Source organism: Borrelia venezuelensis, from assembly GCF_023035835.1.
Classification (GTDB): Bacteria; Spirochaetota; Spirochaetia; order Borreliales; family Borreliaceae; genus Borrelia; species Borrelia turicatae.
In genome coordinates, this window is sequence record NZ_CP073223.1 from 75,309 (window position 1) to 97,647 (window position 22,339).

Annotated in this window: 26 protein-coding genes; 3 read left to right on the forward strand and 23 right to left on the reverse strand. The window is 28.3% G+C overall.

Annotated elements, in window-relative coordinates; all coding sequences use genetic code 11:
* Positions 1-154 precede the first annotated feature (154 nt).
* From bvRMA01_RS05005 to bvRMA01_RS05040, 8 genes are all read right to left on the reverse strand, one after another.
* The gene (locus bvRMA01_RS05005; protein WP_247032589.1) at positions 155-706 is read right to left on the reverse strand and encodes a hypothetical protein; all 552 of its coding nucleotides are present in this window, start codon (positions 704-706) and stop codon (positions 155-157) included.
* A 149-nt stretch (positions 707-855) separates the two neighbouring features.
* Positions 856-1,197, reverse strand: a complete 342-nt coding sequence (locus bvRMA01_RS05010; RefSeq protein ID WP_247032592.1) for a hypothetical protein — start codon at positions 1,195-1,197, stop codon at positions 856-858.
* Positions 1,198-1,564: 367 nt separating this feature from the next.
* Complete coding sequence (locus bvRMA01_RS05015; protein WP_247032594.1) at positions 1,565-3,220, reverse strand: hypothetical protein; 1,656 nt, start codon at positions 3,218-3,220, stop codon at positions 1,565-1,567.
* A gap of 202 nt (positions 3,221-3,422) precedes the next feature.
* Complete coding sequence (locus bvRMA01_RS05020; protein ID WP_247032596.1) at positions 3,423-3,863, reverse strand: hypothetical protein; 441 nt, start codon at positions 3,861-3,863, stop codon at positions 3,423-3,425.
* 152 nt (positions 3,864-4,015) lie between these two features.
* Positions 4,016-4,384, reverse strand: a complete 369-nt coding sequence (locus bvRMA01_RS05025; RefSeq protein ID WP_247032598.1) for a hypothetical protein — start codon at positions 4,382-4,384, stop codon at positions 4,016-4,018.
* A 339-nt stretch (positions 4,385-4,723) separates the two neighbouring features.
* The gene (locus bvRMA01_RS05030; protein WP_247032600.1) at positions 4,724-5,302 is read right to left on the reverse strand and encodes a hypothetical protein; all 579 of its coding nucleotides are present in this window, start codon (positions 5,300-5,302) and stop codon (positions 4,724-4,726) included.
* A gap of 232 nt (positions 5,303-5,534) precedes the next feature.
* The gene (locus bvRMA01_RS05035; protein WP_247032601.1) at positions 5,535-6,194 is read right to left on the reverse strand and encodes a hypothetical protein; all 660 of its coding nucleotides are present in this window, start codon (positions 6,192-6,194) and stop codon (positions 5,535-5,537) included.
* A gap of 48 nt (positions 6,195-6,242) precedes the next feature.
* A complete protein-coding gene (locus bvRMA01_RS05040) occupies positions 6,243-6,800 on the reverse strand; it encodes a hypothetical protein (RefSeq protein ID WP_247032602.1) in 558 nt (185 codons plus the stop codon).
* Positions 6,801-7,103: 303 nt separating this feature from the next.
* On the opposite strand from bvRMA01_RS05040, the gene bvRMA01_RS05045 reads away from it, so the two are divergent.
* The 3 genes from bvRMA01_RS05045 (at position 7,104) to bvRMA01_RS05055 (ending at position 9,314) form a co-directional block, all read left to right on the forward strand.
* Positions 7,104-7,907 carry a p23 cell envelope protein gene (locus bvRMA01_RS05045; protein ID WP_247032603.1) on the forward strand — a complete coding sequence of 268 codons (804 nt, stop codon included), beginning with the start codon at positions 7,104-7,106 and terminating at the stop codon, positions 7,905-7,907.
* Positions 7,908-7,918: 11 nt separating this feature from the next.
* Positions 7,919-8,104 (forward strand): hypothetical protein, encoded by a 186-nt coding sequence (locus bvRMA01_RS05050; protein WP_020282332.1) that lies wholly within the window; start codon positions 7,919-7,921, stop codon positions 8,102-8,104.
* A gap of 757 nt (positions 8,105-8,861) precedes the next feature.
* Positions 8,862-9,314, forward strand: coding sequence for a hypothetical protein (locus tag bvRMA01_RS05055; RefSeq protein ID WP_247032604.1), 453 nt, complete (start codon positions 8,862-8,864; stop codon positions 9,312-9,314).
* A 351-nt stretch (positions 9,315-9,665) separates the two neighbouring features.
* On the opposite strand, the gene bvRMA01_RS05060 is transcribed toward bvRMA01_RS05055, so the two are convergent.
* The 15 genes from bvRMA01_RS05060 to bvRMA01_RS05130 form a co-directional block, all read right to left on the reverse strand.
* A complete protein-coding gene (locus tag bvRMA01_RS05060) occupies positions 9,666-10,592 on the reverse strand; it encodes a hypothetical protein (RefSeq protein WP_247032605.1) in 927 nt (308 codons plus the stop codon).
* 468 nt (positions 10,593-11,060) lie between these two features.
* Entirely contained in the window at positions 11,061-12,413 is a 1,353-nt protein-coding gene (locus tag bvRMA01_RS05065; protein ID WP_247032606.1) for a PBSX family phage terminase large subunit, read from the reverse strand.
* A gap of 2 nt (positions 12,414-12,415) precedes the next feature.
* Positions 12,416-12,973 carry a hypothetical protein gene (locus tag bvRMA01_RS05070; RefSeq protein ID WP_247032607.1) on the reverse strand — a complete coding sequence of 186 codons (558 nt, stop codon included), beginning with the start codon at positions 12,971-12,973 and terminating at the stop codon, positions 12,416-12,418.
* Positions 12,974-13,884: 911 nt separating this feature from the next.
* On the reverse strand, positions 13,885-14,430 hold the full coding sequence (locus bvRMA01_RS05075; RefSeq protein ID WP_020282337.1) for a chromosome replication/partitioning protein: 546 nt from the start codon (positions 14,428-14,430) through the stop codon (positions 13,885-13,887).
* Positions 14,431-14,487: 57 nt separating this feature from the next.
* Positions 14,488-15,240, reverse strand: coding sequence for a ParA family protein (locus bvRMA01_RS05080; RefSeq protein WP_020282338.1), 753 nt, complete (start codon positions 15,238-15,240; stop codon positions 14,488-14,490).
* Positions 15,216-15,782 (reverse strand): DUF226 domain-containing protein, encoded by a 567-nt coding sequence (locus bvRMA01_RS05085; protein WP_247032608.1) that lies wholly within the window; start codon positions 15,780-15,782, stop codon positions 15,216-15,218. The genes bvRMA01_RS05080 and bvRMA01_RS05085 overlap by 25 nt, the downstream gene beginning before the upstream one ends.
* A 29-nt stretch (positions 15,783-15,811) precedes the next feature.
* Positions 15,812-16,921 carry a plasmid maintenance protein gene (locus bvRMA01_RS05090; protein WP_247032609.1) on the reverse strand — a complete coding sequence of 370 codons (1,110 nt, stop codon included), beginning with the start codon at positions 16,919-16,921 and terminating at the stop codon, positions 15,812-15,814.
* Positions 16,922-17,407: 486 nt separating this feature from the next.
* Entirely contained in the window at positions 17,408-17,785 is a 378-nt protein-coding gene (locus bvRMA01_RS05095) for a BBA14 family lipoprotein (RefSeq protein ID WP_119024362.1), read from the reverse strand.
* Entirely contained in the window at positions 17,782-18,177 is a 396-nt protein-coding gene (locus bvRMA01_RS05100) for a BlyB family putative holin accessory protein (RefSeq protein ID WP_247032610.1), read from the reverse strand. The genes bvRMA01_RS05095 and bvRMA01_RS05100 overlap by 4 nt, the downstream gene beginning before the upstream one ends.
* A 24-nt stretch (positions 18,178-18,201) precedes the next feature.
* Positions 18,202-18,363 carry a BlyA family holin gene (locus bvRMA01_RS05105; RefSeq protein ID WP_119024364.1) on the reverse strand — a complete coding sequence of 54 codons (162 nt, stop codon included), beginning with the start codon at positions 18,361-18,363 and terminating at the stop codon, positions 18,202-18,204.
* A gap of 117 nt (positions 18,364-18,480) precedes the next feature.
* On the reverse strand, positions 18,481-19,587 hold the full coding sequence (locus tag bvRMA01_RS05110; RefSeq protein WP_247032611.1) for a DUF685 domain-containing protein: 1,107 nt from the start codon (positions 19,585-19,587) through the stop codon (positions 18,481-18,483).
* 41 nt (positions 19,588-19,628) lie between these two features.
* The gene (locus tag bvRMA01_RS05115; RefSeq protein WP_020282345.1) at positions 19,629-20,210 is read right to left on the reverse strand and encodes a DUF735 family protein; all 582 of its coding nucleotides are present in this window, start codon (positions 20,208-20,210) and stop codon (positions 19,629-19,631) included.
* 4 nt (positions 20,211-20,214) lie between these two features.
* Positions 20,215-21,075, reverse strand: a complete 861-nt coding sequence (locus bvRMA01_RS05120) for a DUF276 domain-containing protein (RefSeq protein WP_247032612.1) — start codon at positions 21,073-21,075, stop codon at positions 20,215-20,217.
* The gene (locus tag bvRMA01_RS05125) at positions 21,072-21,401 is read right to left on the reverse strand and encodes a DUF2634 domain-containing protein (protein ID WP_247032613.1); all 330 of its coding nucleotides are present in this window, start codon (positions 21,399-21,401) and stop codon (positions 21,072-21,074) included. Before bvRMA01_RS05125 ends, bvRMA01_RS05120 begins: the two co-directional genes overlap by 4 nt.
* A gap of 592 nt (positions 21,402-21,993) precedes the next feature.
* The gene (locus bvRMA01_RS05130; protein ID WP_054287481.1) at positions 21,994-22,134 is read right to left on the reverse strand and encodes a hypothetical protein; all 141 of its coding nucleotides are present in this window, start codon (positions 22,132-22,134) and stop codon (positions 21,994-21,996) included.
* Positions 22,135-22,339: the final 205 nt, after the last annotated feature.

Below are 22,339 nucleotides of genomic sequence, written 5' to 3' on the forward strand. Positions count from 1 at the left end.
TACTTAAAACAGATATTAATCAACCCTTATAATAAAAAACTTCAAAATTTAATTGACAGAAAAAATTAAACTAATTAAATAACTGGTAAAAATAAAAATACCCTAAAGCTTAAAAGCCCTAGGGTAAGGTAAAGCATAAATTGGTATTTAAATTTTATTCCTTAATCTTGCTCTTCAATGTAGCAAAATCACCACTTTTATAAGCAGTACCATCAAGCACTGATTCCATTTGTCTAAATACATAATCAAAGGAATTATCACTGCAATCATAACAATATTCAAAACTATCTGCTAATCTTTGGAAAAATAGACTTAAATAATATCCACTATAAAACCTATCACTAACAGAAAGTCTCATTAAAGCTTCCACTTCAGCATCACTCTTAATGTCACTAGCAGAATTAATCCCAGCTGATCTTAAAATCTCGCTACCGTTGCTTACAGTAATCAAATTCTGAATCTCTTTTGAATCACTAGCATTTGATCTTATAAAATCAAACACCTTTTTCATATCTCGTCCCAATTTTAATCTTTTAAAAGAAGAAGAGGAATCCTCTTTTTTTAACCACTTAAAGAAGTTTTGGTACATATTATTAAACTTATCTTGATCAAAGCTTGATCTACCATTAATTTTAATAGCACTCCCAACATACTTCTCTAAACTCTCAAATTTCTTCTTCTCATCATCACTGATATATACGATCATACCACCTGTTGAATTAATCTCTCTTGACTTACAGTTAATATCACGGGAACCATAAGAATGAGCAACTCTTGTTCCTAAAAGAGGGGAGATATATACTCTTTTGGTTTTTGTTGAATTTGACTAAGAGTTTTCACTCTATTTCTTCTTGACTATTTCACTTTTAGGACTACACCTTTATTAGAAGCTGTTACTGTTAAAGTAACAGCTTCTTGGGTTCCATCTTTCTTAACTTCTGTTGCTTGAGAAGTGACAGCTTTTTGATTATCACCAACAGTAACTACTCCACCAGCAGACACATTAATTTCATCGCTACCCTCTACAATATCAACTTTTGGAAGATAACCAACACCATCATAATCTACATAAACAATGTTACCCTGCTCATCAACATAAAAATATTCATACTCATCTTCCATTTCTTCAAGAGAATCTATCAAATACTCTGCACCGTCAATAACAGTCCTAAAGCCATTTCGAAGAAAATCTCCCATTCTCTAGATCTGATGATCATCAAGGTTATCCTTCCCAAGTAAGTTAGCTAAATCACAGCTAAATGCCAAAATACTTAAAAACACAACAAAAATTTTAGCAATTTTCATACTCTCCCTCCTTATTAATTGCTAAAAAAATTTTTAAATATCAAAATAATATAAATCAACAAATTTAAATTTAAAGTAACAACTCAAGTTATTATCAAAAAAAATACCTTGAAGTAAAAGATAATACAAATGTACGTACACGTTAATTTGCATATAATAATTTCAAAAAGATTTACTACCCTGCATCAATCAAACGAAACTAAATAAGAACTTACCCTAAGGCCTTTATAAACTTAGAGTAAATTCTTAAATCATTACATTAATTTGTAGCTTCAATTTTAGATTTAAACTCTACAACCCCCTCACTTTTATCAGAACTATCGGAAAATACTTTCCTTAGATCTTGAAATATCTGCTCTTCAGATTTATCACGATTATTGTCACTATCATAAAGAGTATCTGCCAATGATTGGAACAATAAACTCACAGCAAATCCACTATAATCCCTAGAGGCAAGAGTATTCTCTATTAAAAAGTCTACCTCTTTATCATTATTTAATTCATCATCACTATCAATATCAACAATAGTACTTTTATCCTCAATCTTATCTACAATACTTTGCACCCAATGCTTAAGCTCTGTTGAATCTGAACTTTTTTCTTTTATTAAATCAAATACCTTCTGTAAATCCTGTACTAATTCTTTTCTCTTAGAAGCATTAGTATCACTTGTTTTTAACCAATTAAAGAATTTTTTGCGTCCGGATTCTAAGTTACTTTGATCAGAATCTGACCTACCATTAATCTTAATGGCACTTTGAAGATATTTCTCTAAACGCCCAATTACTTGGGTCTCATCAGAACTCAAACCCACTGCTACATCGTTGCCTTTACTTGTAACATCAGAACTCAAGACCACTGTTACATCTTTAGCTTCACTTGAATCATTGGAACTCAAACTCATTACTGACTCGCTGCCTTCACTTGCAACACTAGAATTCTCTCCCGTACCAAAAAGCATACGAGCTCCCATGTTTTGGATATCACTTATAACAAAAGTCCCTACATCTTGAAGCACATCAATAACGGTGCCTACACCTTGCATAGCAGCTGTAGCAAAAGTTCCTGCTCCCTGAATAACATTATCAATTCCACTCATAACATTGTCTACAACACCACCAACAACACTTCCCAAAACTTTATCTCTTATATCTTGATCAGAAAAATCAGAATATTGTGTTTTAGAATCCTGTGTGCCAGTCTCAACAAAAGTTCTATCTTGAGTATTAGTAGTAATTTCTCCTTCATAACCAGATGTTCTTGTAGACGTTCCTGCCATTTGTAAAGCAGTATTCAACCCTGAACTAGTACTAGTAATTGAATTTATTGAATTTCCATTTCCTGTTACATGATTAGTAGACATACCGTTAGTAGATATACCATCCTTGCTTCCAACACCTAAATCAGAACTACTTACTACTCTTTGAATACTTTGAGTACCAGTATCTCCTAAATTTTGGGAAACCTTTCCTGCTTCTTGACCACTATCAGCTCCAGTATCAGCACTACCTACAGCTACTTGAACACCAACACTCCCTGGATTTTGAATAACATCATTTTTTATTCCTTCACCACTACCATCTACATCTCTTTGAACAGCATTTCCTGCGTCCTTAAGCACACCCCCCGCTTCCCGGACACTAGCAACTCCAATCCCATCATCAGCTGTACCTTGTCTTTGTCCACCAGCAACTCCTAAATTTCGACTAACAGCTTTTTCTATTTTTTTACCACCAGCTGAGACCTCTTGGTCAAAACGATCCGGTTTTCGAAGAGGAGAATCAACAAAACTTTTTGTTCCTTGAACAAATCCATCATTATCAACTGACCAATAACTTGTACTTCCCGTATCATAGAATTTGCAACTCAATGTCAAGGTACTCAGAAACAAAACAATAATACCAAAATTTTTCATATCCACCCTCCTTACAAACCACACAAAATATTAAGATAATAATATAGCAATAAAATTGGATTTCAAGGAAATTTTCAAATTCTTACTTGAAAAGTACTTCAAATAAAAGGAAATGGGAATTTTAAACCAATTTAAATAACAACTTAAATAAAAAAATATACCCTAAAATTTGTAAAAACTTTAAGGTATATCAATTCACACATTAACTTATAGGATAAACTTTAAGCTCTTTCAAATCTTCAATATGCATATCAAAACGCTCTTTTATTCCTTCGAAGATTCGCTCACTAACCTCATCATTATCTTCAAAATCTTGATCCTCAATTTCGTCAACATACTCATAGTCAATATACTTGTCTATTTCAGATAACAATCTTTTCAACAATAATTTTACAGAACATCTATTACTATCAGAGTCTTTATCATATTCTAATAAAAAGGATAGACTCTCATCATAAGCATCCTCATTCTTACTATCACCACTAACATCAAGAAGATTTGTTACCTGATTTTGCATACTCAAATCAAGATCTTCTGCCCACCTTTGAACACCTTCTGATTTCTGCATACCCTCTTTTATCTCTTCATCCACTTTCTTCATTAAACTTATCAATTCTTGTCTTTTATTTTCACTTTTTTTCAACCACTTAAAGAACGCTTGGAGTATACTATTAAATAATTCACTCTCTTTATCTTCTTCTTCGTCTTCCTCATCGTCTTCATCTTCTTCACTTGAATCTATAGTAACGGTATTTGTTGATCCAACCTCAGTAACAGTTTTACCCTTGCTAGAAACTACTGCTTGAATAACTTCAAAAGTATATTAACTCCTTGATCAGAAACCACGTCTTTAGAACCAGCAGATCCAGAAGCAACATTCAAATCAGTAGAAATGGCTACTCCTTCCTTAGCAACAGCAATTTTCGCTTCCTTATTATCATCACTAGCAATTTCCAACTCATCATCCTCTCTTAAGTGTTGGTAACCAACTCCCTTAAGAATAGTCATAATGCCATCAACAAATAAATCACCTACTCCTTGGACAACATCCATAAAAACACCATTAGAATCAGTTGACTGATCATCTACCATTGAACCTTTATAAAGGTTACAACTAAATGTTAATACAACTAAAAATACAACAACAATATGAATTGTTTTCATAATATTCTTTTATTTTCATCGCCTAACCTAATAATTTACTTAACGTTTATCTTTAAATACCAGAAATAATAATTTATAGCAATAAATTTAACTTTTCAAATAAAAACCTAAAAAAATTACAAAAAAAACATGAAATACATACCTTCACACAACCAATACAAACTTTGAAAATTATTGATAATGGAAGACACTAAATAAACTTAACTTAAATAAAAAAACCCTAAAGTTTACACACTTTAGGGTATATCAATTAACACACATCGATCAATCCGAAAATATCATCAGCATACAAAACATCATCTCTACTTTCACAACAACTTAAGGATTTCTTTTATTTATTTACCACTCGTAATTCCAACTTGTGCTAAAAAGCCAACTCCACCACCAACTCGAATTTGATTTTCTTTGGTTATTAGAATTTTCATTTTTAAGCGTTTTATTTGTCACTACTTCTTTACCACCATTATCTGATATCTGCACAGCGGGCTTAAGAGGACTTTTCACCTCTTCTTTAGTTACACTAACAGTTTGTGATGATACTTCTTGAGCAACCACTAAGGTCTCTGAGGTTTTTGATACTCTTTGGCTAGAAGCTACTGTTTCAGATTTAGTTCTAGTTTCGGTTTCAGAACTAGCAACTTCAGTTCCAGTAGTTCTAGCAACCACAGAATTAACACCATCTGAACCTTTTTCTTCACTAGAACCTTCTTCTTCTTGCTCTTCTTCGCCTTCAAACTCTTCTTCACCTTCTAGAGCCTCTTTATCTCCAACAACTTCACCTTCTGCTACTTGAACAACAACTTTATCAATAAGTGATTTCCCTACTTCTTCTTGAAGAATACTCATCCCAGCTTGGACATCCTCTGACTTTGCCAAAGCATCTGCCAATAAACTTTCAGCAAGGTAACAACCAAACATTAATGTAGCTAAAAATAAAACAATAATATGATTTTTTTTCATAATCTTCTCTTATCCTTATCTCCTTAAGAAATATTTAAAAAATATTTTTAAATCATAAAATATGAATAATATAATGTATGGCAAAAATTTCAAATTTTCATCAAAATTTTCTTTAAAAAGATAAAGTGCATGTCACTAAAAATTAAATAAAATGGAAATAAAGTTTTAATTTTATTAATGTAATTATTAATTAATGTAAAATATCGAATCTACTATCAGATAAAAAGTTACCAGTCTCAATACTATATTCAACATCATCATGAGAGATTAAAGTAATTTTTAATTTTTCTTGCTCACGTAAAACCCTAAATAGGGCCTCATTAAATGCAATAGTCAAATCATTAACCACCTTAACTGAATATTCACCCAAATATTTTTGATCTACACCACTATTACCAATAATACTAAAATATGGCTCATCTGATGAATTAAACTCTGGTTTAGTTATCTTATCATTATATATAGCATCAACTCCATCAAAAACTACATTTTTAAATTTCATTAAGCGTCCTTTATCAACTACCTGAAGACGTAGAGTAAAAGATGGATGAGAAGCAACTATTTTTTCTCTCTCTGCATCTTGCAAAGACTTAAAATCGGAAGAGTCCTCATTAACATACAATTCTCTAAAAAAAATATTCTTGATGCTTTGAAAACCAAACTCTTTAAAACAAGTATTCTCCCTTATCATACTAGTATATGGATTTGAAAAATAGTGCTCTCTTGTTGTAAACAATCTATTTGAAAATAAATCGCTTAAGTATATGGTAAAAAAGAGCATGAAAAACATACAAAAACATATAAGCAAGAAAATATATATTTTAAATAAAAATGACTTAATCTTATCCATTCTATTCTCCTCTAAACATATTTTACTAAAAAATGCCAAACAAAAACTTTAAAGGGCTTCAAACTTAACAACAAGATCAAAAAACTTCTGAGCACTACTTACACTGCTATTAAAAGAAACATTATTCTTAACACCACTCTTGCGCTCAATACACTCAACATCAAGTTTAAGACCTTCAGTTCTTGCAAATTCTAACAGTTTTAAACGTTCTATCAACTCAGGACTTAAATAAATCCAAAAACCCGTTAATTCAATTGAATCATCAAAAGGCAAAATATACTGTTCTCCATCGAATTTCAATCGATCATCATAAGACAACAATACCTCTTTAAGATCAAGTTCAATACCATTAAAAGAAACCTTTAAAAGATTAAGGGCTTTATTAGTTTTAATATTAAAATCCAAAACAAAATATTTATTATTATCCTTTTTACTCCCATTAGGATAACCCATATAAACAAACCCTGAACCATTTTTTAAAGTCATCTTCGTATAAAGTGTACCTTCACTGACATTATGCAAAACCTCTACCGTTTCTGAAGATGAAGATGGAGATGAACAGCCAAAAATTAAAAATGTTAAGATAAAAATAATATTTAATAACATAATTTCTTAATATCAATTATATTGCATTATTAAAATTTCTACAACTTATCTACAACATGTGTATGCCGATTATGTACTCATGAGCACAAAATAACAATAAAATAACAATTTGTATAAATCAACACTTTAATATTAAATTATATTCTGTTTAATATTAAACTAATAATCAAGATGATAAAATTCTAAACTTATGAGATAATAAAATCCTATGCGACAATGCAACACAAAAAATTCTAACCTAAGTCTACTTAAAAAAATAGACCGTATGAATTAACTTAGAGATAAATTAAGGAGAAATATTTTATGTACAAAAAAATCTTACTATTAATGCCCACATTGATACTTTGCTTACAATGCGATAATGAAAAAACAATAAGTGCCAAACAGAATCAAGAACAAGTTAGACACCGCATCACTAAACGTAATTCTTATTTAAGCCAATTAAATAACAATAGAAATAACCAACATGGCTCTCTTATAAATCTGTCTTCAAGACAAGAATTCAAAGAACCATATGAAATGCTAGAAGGAATCACACCCACTGAGGTACCTACAACTCTTTTCACATATAACTCAATAGTATTATGGACAAAAAACAAAGCCATAAGCATTAAAGGATTAGATCAAAAACCCATAATCCCACTTGCAAACAAACTTAGATATTCCTATTCAATATCACCTATTAAAAGTAACGGAAATTTTAGTGTGTACATTAAGCCTGTTATACTATTTGAAACAATCCAGTATAATGGTGATGACCTTGAAGTTACAAATTTCTATCTAGAGGATGATCCTCAATTGGATTTCAATACAAGAACACAAAAAGTGTCATTAACAACTGCCAAACCACACAAAACAGAACTCTCCAAAGAAGCTGGATATGATAAAGCAAATCCTTTCTGGATAGCATATAAAACTAGAGAAGTAATAACGGCTCTCACGCAATCTCAATATATAAAAGCTACAATAACAGTCAATAATAAGACAAAAAATACTATTACTGACTATAAAATACTACTTGATAGCACATACCTTGTTCAGTTAATTCAAGAAACACTTAACAAATATCCACAAATTAAAACTGTTGCGCCTGATTTCAGGCTTTAATGGGTTTCCTAATGAGTTTAAAGAAAAAATTTAAGATTAAAAATACAAAAATTCTACACTATAGATTAATAGACTACAGTGTAGGATCTTGTATCATAACAACGCTCGCTCAGCAATTAAGCAAAGCTGCCACTCAAATATCCTATGATATAGATAATGACCTAAACAAATTAAGTCTACAAGCATTAATGCATTAACAAAATATGCATATAGTTACGTATATATATTAAACATTTTACAAATAAAAACAACACTTTAACAAAAAGACCTCTTAAAAGGTTTTGGCAAATACCTAAAAAACATGACATATCCTACCACCTACTACCATCAAGACTCAAAACAAAAAAATTACAGATAACAAATAAAAAATTCCAAACAAGACACATGCATTTAAATTGATGCAATTTAAGAAAAATTAATGTTTAAACTGCCAATGTTGTAACTTCAAACTATTATCTATTCTTTGGGTACTTAGGTTTTTTGGTTCACAAAATGTGAAAGAAAGATAATAATAACAAAACTAGAATAAAATTAACGCCACAACATTTTCCTTAAACATGCATTGCCTTATTTGTTGTTAATAACAAACATATGCCAATATCTCAATAGAGCAAGTATTATTTAAAAAAATTGCAAAATATAAATTAAGCTTCAATCAAAATTAATACCAACTTTTAAAAGTCTATATCTACTTAAATAAATTCCAAATTAATACATAATCAAGATATACTTAAACATAGGCAAACATAGGCTTAAAAAACAAAACAGAATTCCTATACCGCCTATCATAACTATCAACAAAACATCTTAAATTATTCAAGTAAGCCTGTTTATTAATTAATATGATATATTAATATGGAATGCACTTGTGCTTTTCAATCAAAAATGATAACATGATTATAAATCAATTACATTATCGTGTTAAATATAACTCGATAAGAAGGAGAATGTTTAATGAAAAAAATTATTTCATGTACTATAGTAGCATTATTCACTTTATTAAGCTGTGGCCAAAATTCATGTCCTGAACCAGCAAAACTTGGAACAGGAACAGGTGATAAATACATAAAAGTTATTCAAGATCACTCAAAGATAACGGCTCTTGCTAAGAACTTTAACGATATTAAGACTCTCTTGCCTGCAGAAACAACAGCTAAACCTTATCAAGAAACTAAGTTAAGCGCTGCATTTACAGCCATTGGTAGTGATAATGAAGAAAAATTCTTAAAAGCATTGGCTGCAAAAAAATCAATCGAAATTGCTAAAAAGAATACAGGTGCAAGTCTAACCGAGATCGACAACGAATGGAAAGAAATACTTAAAAGTATAGGTTTCGCAGAAGGTGATGCTACTAAAGACGGTAGTTTTGAAAATGTTCTTAAGAAATTCCAAGATGCCTTATCATAGAAATAATTTTTAAGGACTGGTTTGTAGTCATTTCAAATTTTGAAATTGACAAGACTAGCACAAGAATTTCAATTCAAATAGATAAATAAATGCGCTTAAAACGCATTTATTTTTTATAATTTATTATCATATATAACTTAAAATTAATAATGTCTCTTAAAAAAATCCCTTAATAAAAACATATAAACTTCAATGACTAACAACCATGCTAATCACAATTAGATAATATCAAGACTTACAAATAAATTAATAATTTTAATTCAAGCTTTACTTCAAAAACACTAAACAAAACATTTAAAGCCCTAATATTTTTGTTTAATGTCTTAACTATTGAATAAAAAAAACTAATTATCATTTTACAAATCTTAAAATAGCATCCTTATTCTCATCAAGGAAATCCTTTAACTGATTTACAGTAATCAAATTCTTTAACACATTAATATAACCTACAGACATCTTAATAACTTCAAGCTTCTGTATTACAGTTGAATCATTTTGACTGTAATCCTGCTCACCTTCATTTCTAAATATCACTTTAGCATCAGAACTATCGTATTTAACTTCACCTGGCAAAAATAATTTATCATGGTTATCAAACTTAGTTGCAAAATTTAATTTTAATGCATAAGAATTTTTATCACCAATGTGAATCACCTTATCTTTTTGCTCTAAAGCCTGCTCTAAAATACTTAAATGATCAAAATTCATCTCTACATTAATCTCTTCTCCAACCTTAGTCCTAAATCCTAAAAGTATAATCAATAAATGTCTGGGCTGAAATCCTCTTCTTTTCATTTCATTTAAAATTTCAGGAAAATAGTCTGTACCTAAAATTTTCTTAACAGGGTCTGTAACTAAAAGACTTATACTTTTTAATTTTGCATCTTTTATCTTTTCCACAACTTGATTTTTTTGACCACCGGGCTTTACTTGTCCATCTTGAACACTGTGAGTAAAATTTACTCTAAAAAAACTAAAATCTATATCCAAATTGTCAAAAGGACTTGATAATTTTGCTACATCAAATGAAACAACGGGGAGTTTTAACTCATCAATTATACCTTCTGGCTTTTCATTTTTCATATTCTTAAAAACATCACCGTCTACTTTCTTTAAATGTATATATCCAAACTTATCTTTAAGACCCTCTAACTTTGCCTCTTGATCATTTTGCAAATTTGAATTTCTATCTTGCCACATAGCCTTCAAACTTGTAAAATAACCTTGAACACAAAAAAATAAAACAACAGTTAGTAAAACAATAATTTTTCTACTCACTAAACTTCTCCCACTTAATATATTAAATAATAACAACTACATTATTACATATATATAGCACACAAATGCATGCAATATACTAAACTACACACTTATAATGTACTTAAAACTATCTGGGATCATTTTAGCTATAAAGATATAAACCTTCACAAATTAATTAAAAACTTTCCTCTATTCTGTTATTATGCGTTACACTTTCTAAGTATTTATCCCCTACAATTCCATTATTCATTATATATAACCCTGAAAGTTAAAAAAATACATCTAACAAGAATCTAACTTTAATTTAAAAAAAATATGTGTATATAAAAAAACTGAACTATAATTTTTAAAAAAGTCACACTTTGAATGATTATCCCATTAAAGTGTACTTGAAAAATTACGTAAGCTGCAGTTTTGAAACTGTGGCTTTTAATTTACACTTTTCATACTTATTTATACTCAAATCCAATAATCTTAAATATAATCTTAGATATATCTGCTCTTGGTAAAATGTTTAAGTCTATCTTTATATTCAAGGCTTAAGAGTAAATAACAAGCACTCAAAGCATCAAGAGCATCATCTCTGCCTTTAAAAGCACCACTATAGCTATAAATATCATTTATAACATTTTTATCCGTCATTTTTAAAAACTCTATCCTGCGGGCATTAAATAAGGGTATTAGAGCACATATTCGCACAAACTTATTACTTAAAGGTTTAACTGCTGATATTTTAAAATAATGACTAATGCTCTGTCTAATAGATATCATAGTTTTTGTTAAAAATCCATGTCCATCAGTACTATCTCGATCTTCAATATAAAGCGTATTAATATTAAAGTTTTCTGCCAAAACACTAATTGCATTAAGAATCGAACCGTCACTTATAGGTTTTCTATCCTGATAAATATAAGCATAATACTTACAACCCATTCTCTCAAGCACACAAATAGCAGTATTGTCCATACCAACAGAAAATGCAGGATCAACATACATAATTGGACTTTTAAATGTATAATCTTCATTAAAAAGAACTTCATTAAAACACGCATCAGCACTAGCAGTCCATTCTCCTAAGAGTACTCGGGCCTTGTAAGCAGATAAATTTTTATAAATCATCTCCTGTGTTTCAATAAAATCTTTCGAATTTAAAGGATTATCATAAATACTAAAATTATATGTCCTATATACATCACATCTATCAATATAATCGGTCTTAAAATAATGCACAGGATTATCAGGATTAGTATCAAAAATAATGATGGCTGGTTTTTGTCTAAGCCTTTTCATTATCTCAAGCAAAGTCTCTTTATGCATTAAGGTTGCCTCATTGACATATACCAAAGAAGAATTACTACCCCTAATCTTAAAAAAAGAATCACTATTTTTCCCACCATAAACATTAAGTGTCAAACCCGAAATGGTGCATGAAACATTGCGAGAAACCTTTAAATCATACTCCACATTTAAAAGATTACATATTTTCTCTATCTGTTTAAGCGTATTGGTAAGCAATGCACCAATTGAACTTCCCACAATAAAATTATTAGTATCTTTATGATAATAATGTTTATTTTGAATCAAAAACTTAACCAGCAAATAGGATGCTAAAAATGTTTTGCCACTAGATATTCCACCATTAAATATTATTTTAGAGCAAAAATTATTATTTATATCCTCAACTATACTTCTCTGTTTAAGAGTTAAATACTTCTCTTCAAACGAGTTGAAATCAATTTCTCGTTTTTTATTTTGTGAAAATGTGGCAATATTAATATTAAATTTTTGTTTAAATTTCTTCTGTAATTTAATAAAAACCGATAAATCATTTAACTCCAAAATCACCCCAACTTCAAACCCTTATCAAAAATTTCTTTTAATTTAACCAAACACTCATAATCTTCTCTCATATCATTTAAAACAAGCTCTTTAGATATACGATCCCTCTTATAAATCTTTTGCCTTAAATCCAATTTAAGTTTTTTACATAAATTTTTATCATCACTATTACTTATTTCCCTCTCTAAATTTAAAATTTCTTCATTAACATCAATTAATTTTTTAAAAGCGGATCTCAGAGTAAGTTTTTTGTACTTAAAATGAGAACTTACGTAAGAATTTGCAATGCTATAAAACGATTTATAAAAACTGTCACGCTCTCCTTCAAGTCTATAAGCTTCACATGTTGCATCTCTGGCAAGGGTATCCACATCAACATCACTAGAAGACACAGAAAAAGTCTCAGTATTGCTTAGACCACTTGCAATCTCACCTAAAATATTAAGTTTAACTTTTAAAACGGTAGACTCACTAACGTCCAAAACTTTTGCAATATCAGCCGTACTTAAATTTGATTTGAATAAAATATTATATTTTACTTCTCTATTTTTAAATGTCATTTAAATAAATTGTAAACAAGTTCTTACAAAAATACAAGATTGAATACGATTCAAATTAAATAAAAAAATTCTTAAAGACTTATTACAAAAAAATTCATTATTAAGTGAATTATTGTTACACGAATTATGCTACATACAAAATAGATATTGGTTATAACCGATATCTATAAAAAAGGAGAAAAGTATAATTAAAAAATTAATTTAAATTAAGCATCATTTACAAAACTATAAACTTTAATATTAATTATAATCTTAACATAAAAGATGGGTTTAAAATAGAGAAATTAACAATAAAATTTACATCAATTCTATCTTAACAGATATCACATTTCTAATTTAAAATAAAACATAAAAAATTAACAAAATATTTCAAAATTCCATCACAAATATTATATTCTCAACTAGGGGCCCTAAGCCCACTTAAGAGAATCTATGAAAAAAATAATATTATTGGCATACCAAAAACAAAGGGTTTATTAGGAACTCTGGCCTCAAAGTCCCTAATAAACCCTTTAAGGTAACAGGTCCTTATATTAAGAGTGACATATTGCATGTCAATCTGTACTAACTATAATATATAACAATTTCAAACATTTTGCAAATATTTTTTAAAGTTTTTTTTGAAAAAAAATAAAAAAAATAAAACAAAAAAATTAGTTATACTAAAATCTCTCCTTCTCTTATCTTATCTACTTCAAAAACCAAGTTTAACACAAAAACATTAAAATCTTAACTCTAAAATCTATGCCTCAAAATATATCTTAAAATAAGGGTTCTAAAATAAATGTTTCAATATCAAAACTTTTGTTATTATATGTTAGGTTTATTCCTAAAACCTTTGACATCCCAACATCATTAAATTATTTGCAAAAAATCCTTAGAAATAAATCCAACGCCATAAAACTACTGCCCTATTTTTTCCCCTTCTTTGAATATTCAAACTGATTTATTATTTTTGATAAAAACTCTTTTTCTTCCGAGAAAACTCTCTCCAAAAGAAAACTTGTAAGTTTGGCATTACCTTTATAAAATGCATAGGCATCCGGACATTTAAGCTGAAACCTTAAAGGTTTTAACGGATTTTGTTTAGACTTTTTTATATTAACACCTTCTTTATTTCTTAACAAAAACATAGTCCCATTAATCCCATTGTTAATAACATACTTTTCTTCCACAATGCCCTCTTCAATCGCAGTAGCTATCTTTAAATATTTATAAGTTTGAGTTCTTGCAAGTCTGTAATCTTTGGCAAAATCATCAAAACTGGCATAATTATCAAGTTTGTAATACTCATTATCTTTAATCTCTTTTAAAACCTTCATTGCCTCAATTTTACAAAAAATCTCTTTTTGAAAATTAATTTTTAATCTTTCTTTAAGCTTATTATAGTGAATAGATATCTGTTCTTCAGGTGTAATCTCTTTAGCTAAATTCCTCTTATTAACCTCTATGCCCATTTCTAACCCTCCTTTACTTTGTACGTACACTTAGTGTACGTAAGTTATAACTTTAGCTTAAGCCATAATGCCTATCTTATTCATCAAAGTTAAAAGCGTATCTTGGTATTCCCTTATGTAATCTTTACTTAAATCAAAAACATCATTCCGAGCAATTTTCCTATTTAAATCTTCCCTCTCAGATATTGTACCTAAAAAATTATCATTTTCTTTCAAAATATTTAACAATTCCTTATGTGTATTATTCTTTTTAAACTTGGTATTAAGTAAATAAATGGGAGCTTTTATAGATAATTTTTCTATGAAAAAATTAAATAAATCTAAACTCTCAACTGCCCATTTCTCTGCCGTAATTGGTACTATTATATAATTGCTACATACTAAAGCATTAGTTAAAGTAAAATCTAAGCTAGGATTAGTATCAAGTATTATGTAATCATACTCAAAACCCAATAACTTTAACTGTTCCTTTAATCTGAATTCCTTGTATGGAATGGCCTCTGAATTAAATTTGTGCAAAGTTAAATAACTTGGTATTAAATCTAAATTACTACTAATATTTACAATAGCATTATCAATATGAAGATTGGATATTAAAACTTCGTATATGTTCCGATTAAATAAATCTATACCACATTCTTTTATTATTTTAAAATAATAACTGGTAGTTGATGCTTGTGTGTCTATGTCTATAATTAATACCTTAAAAGACTGCGATAAAAGCGTTGCAAATATTAAACTAGTAGTGCTCTTACCTACCCCACCCTTAATTGATGCTACTGTAATTACTTTTGTCTCTTTTGTATCCATCTTGGAACGATCCCCCCTTCCGGCAATTTTTTCCCATAAAATGCATAAAGTTCCCGCTCTAATTCTAGGAGTATGCTTAGTAAAGTCTGATAGTAGGAACTTCCAACCTTATCTTTTTTTAATAAATTATGAAGCCCACTTAAATAACAAAAAACCCCACCTTTTTTAAATCTAAATTCTATGTACTCACATTTCCTTAAAGTATAAGTCTCTCTTTTATTGAAATTCTTTACCAAAAAGGCCTTGTCTAATTTCTTAATTCCATAATAAATACCAAAAAAATCATCATCATCTCTGATAGAAAATAAATGAAACATGCTTATATCCTCTATGTTAAAAATTCCTCTAAGAGAGATGAAAAACTTAGTTGGTTCATTCTTACTTATTCCAAATGTATAAAAATCGTTAAAAATCTTAGTATGATATATCCTGCGGTTGTTAATCTCCTCAACTTTAGAGAAAATATTATGTTTTCCCTTTTGTCTATTATTGGGATCTATCTCCTTTTTTTTCTGCTTCAATAACTCTAGTAAAGCCACCATCCTTCCTTTTCCTCGGTATCATTAATTTCTTACTTTATTATTTTAAGTAATTCGTAATAATATGTATTATCAACTACTTTGCTATACTTCAACTCATCTTTGGCGTTAATAAATTTCTTTAAAGCCGGTATTAATACGCCAATATCTACCTTATACCTCAGCTGTTCTAATAATATACTAAAAATATTGTTTTTTATATCATCCGCTTTGATTTCTTGCTTCTCACAAGTCTTGGTATTGATTTTGATTTTCCTTATTAGACGATCTAAATCCCCGTATTTGTCCTGTTCTATTATAAAATGGGGCTTTTCTTTATAAGCTTCGTATATTTTGCCAATTTCTTCCCTTAATATTGCTTCGTCGTAATTTTGTTTCTTAAGTTCTCCTTCCCTTGTATTTAGTATCTCTTTAAGTTTTTTTACCTTGAGCTCTCTCTTATTACTCTTGCTTTGAAAACTTCTATTTAAGTATCCCCTTTCCTCTAAAAAGTCCCTAATACACCCTTCCTGACCTCTTTCAATTTTATCCTTTATTAGGGATAAATCCTCTCTCTTAAGTGCTCCTAGACTCATTTCATGCCTTTTTATTTCCTTTATAAGTTCAATCTTTCTTGTTTTATCTATTTTTAAGTTTAGTAAAAAGAATGGAAGATCAATCTTGAAATTGCATTTACTTATGTATTTAATCAGCATGTTTTTTTCACTCTTATTATTATTATTACTATTAATACACTCCCATTTTAGACTCCCATTTTCTTTGCCGTAGTTAGCCACCCTTTCTTTAAACCTGTTTATCTTCTCTTTCTTTATATCCTTGAAATGTGAGTTTATCTTGGCATGACATTCTTTCTTTGAGTATTGTAGAGTATAATAAACTTCACTTCCGCATTGCTTGCCTAAGTGTTTGCAGTAGTTGCGTGTGATTTTAAACTTTTTCTCAAGTGCGTATAAATAATTCTGTAATGTTTTAATCTTGATTGTTTTTTGATCGTTTCTCTTTAAGTTGCCATTGAAAAAATATAAAATATTTTTTTGTGTGTATTGATTGAGTTTTAAGTTCATGAAATTAAGTGTGGATATGAGTACAATCAAGTTGTATTGATATCTATTGGTTTTACCCTTTATACTTTTGATCTTCACTGTTTACTCCTAATATAAGTATTTATAAATCTTAAGTTAATTAATAATACAATTTATCTTAAAAGTAAATACTTGTTTTAGCAAATATGAAAATAAATTAATATTTATTTTTTATAGGGTTAAATATTAGTTTTGTTTTTTCATTTGTTTGATTTATTTGTAAAATACTTTACAAACTTATGTTTTTGCTATATCATAAGATAAACGACTTATATTAAGAACAAAGAAGTACTAATAATATTTATTTAAAATTAATTAGAAATGGACGAGCCTTGTTAAGGGCAAGTCATGTTGATTCTCTTTAACCTTATAATGTTCTTTGTTTTTGTTGAATTTTTACTAAACATATTTACATATGTTTTCTTATCCTTATATACTTAAAAAGTTGGAGAAAACTTAAAGACTTAAAAAAAAAGCCCCTATTTGGGACTTTTTTATAAAAGAGTAAAGATTTTAATTGTTTTTTAATTTTACTTACTTTTAAATTCACTTTTTTAATTTACTATATTTTTTATATACGGCAAAAGCTATGGGTTTTGTATTGTTTATGTAATGTTGTAAGTGTTTTATGTTTTCTTGAATTGCTTCTAATGTGTGATCTGCTCTTAAAACAGTGGCATCTAATAACTTAAATGTTGGAAAATTTTGATCTCTAAATTTTTGCTTAGTGCGAGTTAAAAATGTTTCTAGATACAGTGCATAACCTGCAAGTTTTGCTTCATATATGCTTAAGTTTTTAAGTGTGAGTTCGGTAGGTATTTTAGGCTCTTCTGGTAGTGTGGCTATGGAAGTGCAACTAAATATCATGCTAAATATAATGAATTGCAATAAAATCATTAGGTTTAGAATTAGTTTTTTGTTCACTTTTTACTTCCTTTTTTGTCTACTCTCTTATATCCTTTCATATCCTGTTCTAGTTTTTCTTTGAGTAATTGGGCCTTAGTTGACATAAGATTATTGCGTTCAAGTCGTAATTCTTCAATTAAAGCAGAATTGGCATTAGTGTTAATTGCATCAGTAAGTTTCATAATCTTATTAAGTATGGTTTCAAGTTCAAGAATGATTTGTTTGCATTCTTGAACTTCCATTTTTTGCAGTGAATTTAAGTAAAGAGTATTCATGTATTGGTAAATGTCGATGGCCTTTTTTATGCCTATCTCAAAAATTTGGTCATTTGGGGTATCACTATATCCAAGAAATTCCATTAAATTTTGAAGGAAAATTATTCCTAAATTGGTGTTGTTTTTGTTTAACATAAATTATTCCTTAAATTTTTAATTTTATTTTTTTTTGTCAAGGAAATGTTTAATTATCTTAACTATTTCGTTCATGACAGGTCTTAATAGTAGCGTTAAAGGTATGAGTATGAGTAATACAAATCCCCCAAGGATTATAAGTTTTGTCTCGGCGATATTTGATAAGAAATCAAAGACCGTATTCATATTGTCCTCCATTTTAAATGTGTATTAGATGTATTATTTTGTATTTGAAAGATAAACCACTCAATTTTGTTATATTGATATATTAACATAAATTTAACAAAAATTAAATGACCAAAGCTACATTTTAGTAAGATATGGAACATCTTGAGTTAAATTATTGTTTAACAAGGCATAGTCTAATTTATACCATCCTTTAAGAAGTGGTAGTGTTATATTGTGTTGTTTTCCACTGTAGAAATATAAAGTTGTATGTTGTGTTGTATTATTTTCTGAAAATTTAAGGTTAATCCTTTTTGTCATATTATCATTAGTATTTGTAGCACTTTTGATCTCAAGGGTTATGTTAAGGTATATGACTTGATTTTTCAAGTTTCTTGGGAATCTTAATTCTACTTTGTCACTCGTAATGTCTATATTTAATGACTTTTCAGCGAATTCGTTATAAGAATAAAAAGTATCACTTGTGGCTGATATTCCCCAATATTTAAAATCCTCAGGCATCCCTTGTAAATGCTGGTATGTTGTTAATCTTTTTAATGCACCTCTGCTTCTACTGAATACAATAAATTCTATTTCTTTATCTTCGAAATTATTTGAGCCTAGTAATTGTGCTGCAATGTTTAATTCTCTGTGAAGATTGTTCTTCTTTACATAGAGCTGACCTATTGAATTATTTACTTTTTGGAAATCATCTATTCTGGCAAAAGTTTGTGTTGCATATTCTTTAAGTTTGTTTAAATTAGTGGTTTCTGTAAAAATTTCTTTTAAATTCTCAATTAAGGTTTGAAATTCAACTAATTCAAATTCTCGTTTATTTGGATTGTAGGTTGATATTTTGCTTGATTTTACATTATTTCCAGATGGCTTTAAATTTTCAATTAATGTTTCCTTAAGTTTGTTAAGGAGATCATTAAATTCAATAATGTTTGGTTCTGTTTGAAGTCCTATTAGCTTAGAGATTATCTTTAAATACATTTTTTCTATGTGTGATTCGTATTCAATCAGCTCTTTAGATATTATTTCTCTTATGACCTTTTTGAAATATTCAAGTCCTCCGTAGAATGTATCTTTTTTTATTTGCTCAAGTAAGTTTTTGTATGTAATTGCATAAGTTTCTTCAACAATATCGTCAATGGGAATTAGGTCGTTTTCATTAACTTTGATTTTTCTGTTAAAATCTTTTATTTGTATTATTTCTTCTGTTTCTTTACTTTCATAGTCCATATAACCTCCTTATTTGTTTTAAACAATATAATATGTGCATTTTATTTTATTTCTTCATCATAAGTGTCAAAAATTTTAATAGTCCTTCCGGCAGGAATGAGGGATTTTATAAATCCATATATTGAATTTTTAAAGTCCTTTGGAATATAGTTAGATGCAAGTTTTTTAAATTTTCCTTTGTGTTTAACTATAATAATTTTTAATTTTCCATTAATTTTGCCAGCTATTTTAAATTTAATAGGTGATCTAATATTGTCAATTAATTTGATAATAATCTTTCCGGGTATGTTTGGATTGACGGTTACCTCAACTCTTGCGTGCAAAAATGCCTTGAAGAGTAAATGAAAACTCTCATCTGTGCCTATTGATTTTATTGCAAATATTAATGCTTTAAGAGAATTGATTAGGTCTTTTTTAAGTCCTTTTTTTAAGTGAAATGCATTAAATAGTGATAGCATCATCAATGCAATGTATCTTGAATTGATGCTTCCTTCTACATTAATTGTATCAAAATTTTTAAGTAGTTCTTTAAGCTCTGTTAATAGCTGTTTTTTGAAGTTAAGTTCGCTTTGTATGATCTTTTCAATCTGTGTATTTTGTAAAAATTGTGGTATTGTTTTCATTACCTTATTCTCTATCAATTATGAGTCTTAAATTTTCATCAAGAGATATCAGTTCATTTTCTTTAATTTCAACATCGGTATTGAAATTAAACTCAGATTCTTCAATTTCTGTTATTTTAGTCTCTAAGTTTTCTTTTATGCAAACACCAATGCGCATGCTTTTAATTCCTTTAATTATGCTTACAGGACTTAAGAAATCTTGGTGCCTTAATGCAATCCCCATATCTTTATATTTGTCTTTTATGATTTTTTTGTAAATTTCTTTTATTTGTCCAGCTACTTCCTTATACATTGCCTCTGTTTCGGTTTTGTATAATACTTTTAAATATGCGTATTTAATTATTCCTAAGCTAAACTTATATGCCTTTTTTTGTCCATTTTTGTTTAAAAACTCAAGTTCTATTTGTCCTTGAAATGCTGTGCCACTTGGAGCAGTATAATATATTGCTTTCCAAATATTCATCTGTGTTTCATTATCAATGATTTGATTTTTTCTGTACTCAGCTTTAAATATTATGTGAATCGCAATTGTTCCTGATGAACTTATGATATTTGCATATTCTACATGTGGAATTGCTAGTAGTGCTTGTTTTATTGCTTCATAAGTTGAGCTTTTTGGTATGCTTAAGGATTTTTGTAAATTTTTAAAATATTCCCCCCCTTCTTTAAGTGTTTCAAATAGTTCATTTAAAACTTTAATTATCTCCATATCGATTGCAGAACTTGGGTAGTTTATTATGTCAAATATTGAATTTTCTTTTATTGAAATATTATATTCTTGTTTAAGTATTTCCTTTTTTATATTTTGTATCTCTTCTATTGATTTTGTAAGAACTCCAAGTTCTTCATCAAATATTATTTTCATATATTATATTCCATACTTAGCGTATCCCCTGCTAGGAAAAATTGTAATGTTATTTTTTGATTTTCTTGTTTTGTTCTGATATTTAATATGTCAATATTGAGGCTTCTTAAAGTATTTGCAAAAAAAGTTTTAATATCTTTCTCTTTTTGTGTCTTTAAGAGTGTTAAAAAAAAAGTAAAGTTAAGACCGTAGTTTTTATTATAAAGACTACCAATGGGTGTTTTTAGGTATAATAATAATTTTTGCTTTTGTTCATCAAGTCCATCTACTATTTTTAAATCATTGTCAAAAAATATATTAAATTCATTATCTATTTTAATATCCATTTTTAATTGCCTTAAGAACTTAATTATAGCATATTTAGCAAAAATAATATATAATTTATATTATTTTTGCTAAATATCTGAAATAGTTTAATTTTAGGTATTTGAGTTTAAGATAAAAAGAAAGACCCAATTGCAATCGAGTCTTATAGTATCATCTTTTTCGTATAATTTTGAAATATTTATTTACTTTTTATAATTTTAAATTAATTTTAATTTAAAAGTCAATATTTTTTTGTTATGTTTATAATATAATTTTTTTATAATTTAATTAGTTTAAATTATACTGATTAATTCTTAAGTAAATTTATGAGTTTGTATTGCTTAAAGAACTTCTTAACCAGTTACTGTGTGGCTGTATGTTTTGGGTAAGCGTAATGTTTTACAGTATGAATTATTTGTGAGCATATGTGAACAATTAGATTGTTTTGTTTTACGAAAAAATTGATTTCTCTTAAAAAAAAGAGACCCTTTAAACCTAAAGAGTCTCCAAGGTGAGAAGAATATAAAAATGAGATTCGTTGGCATTTTTAAATAAATTTCCATTTTCATTGCTTTAAATTTAAGTTAGAACAGATTATTTTTGGATGTGAAGCTATCCCTTTTCTTTTGATATAGATTTATCTTTGTTTTTTTCTATATTTTTAAATTCAGATTCCCCGTGGTACCTATCTTTTAAAAAAGTCCCACATGAGAATCTTAAGAGAATAAATGAAGATAATATTGTTTTATACACTTTACGACACTTTAACCTTATAATCGTATTCCTATTACGTGTCTATATTATACATATTTAATTAATAATCTGCAATAATAAAAGTATAAAAAATGAATATTTTTTTAAATATTTAATTTTTTAAAAGTATTATGAGCACTAAATGTTTTAAGATTTTATCTTAAAAATAAGAATAAATTTGCCACCAGAATATGGTGGCGATATT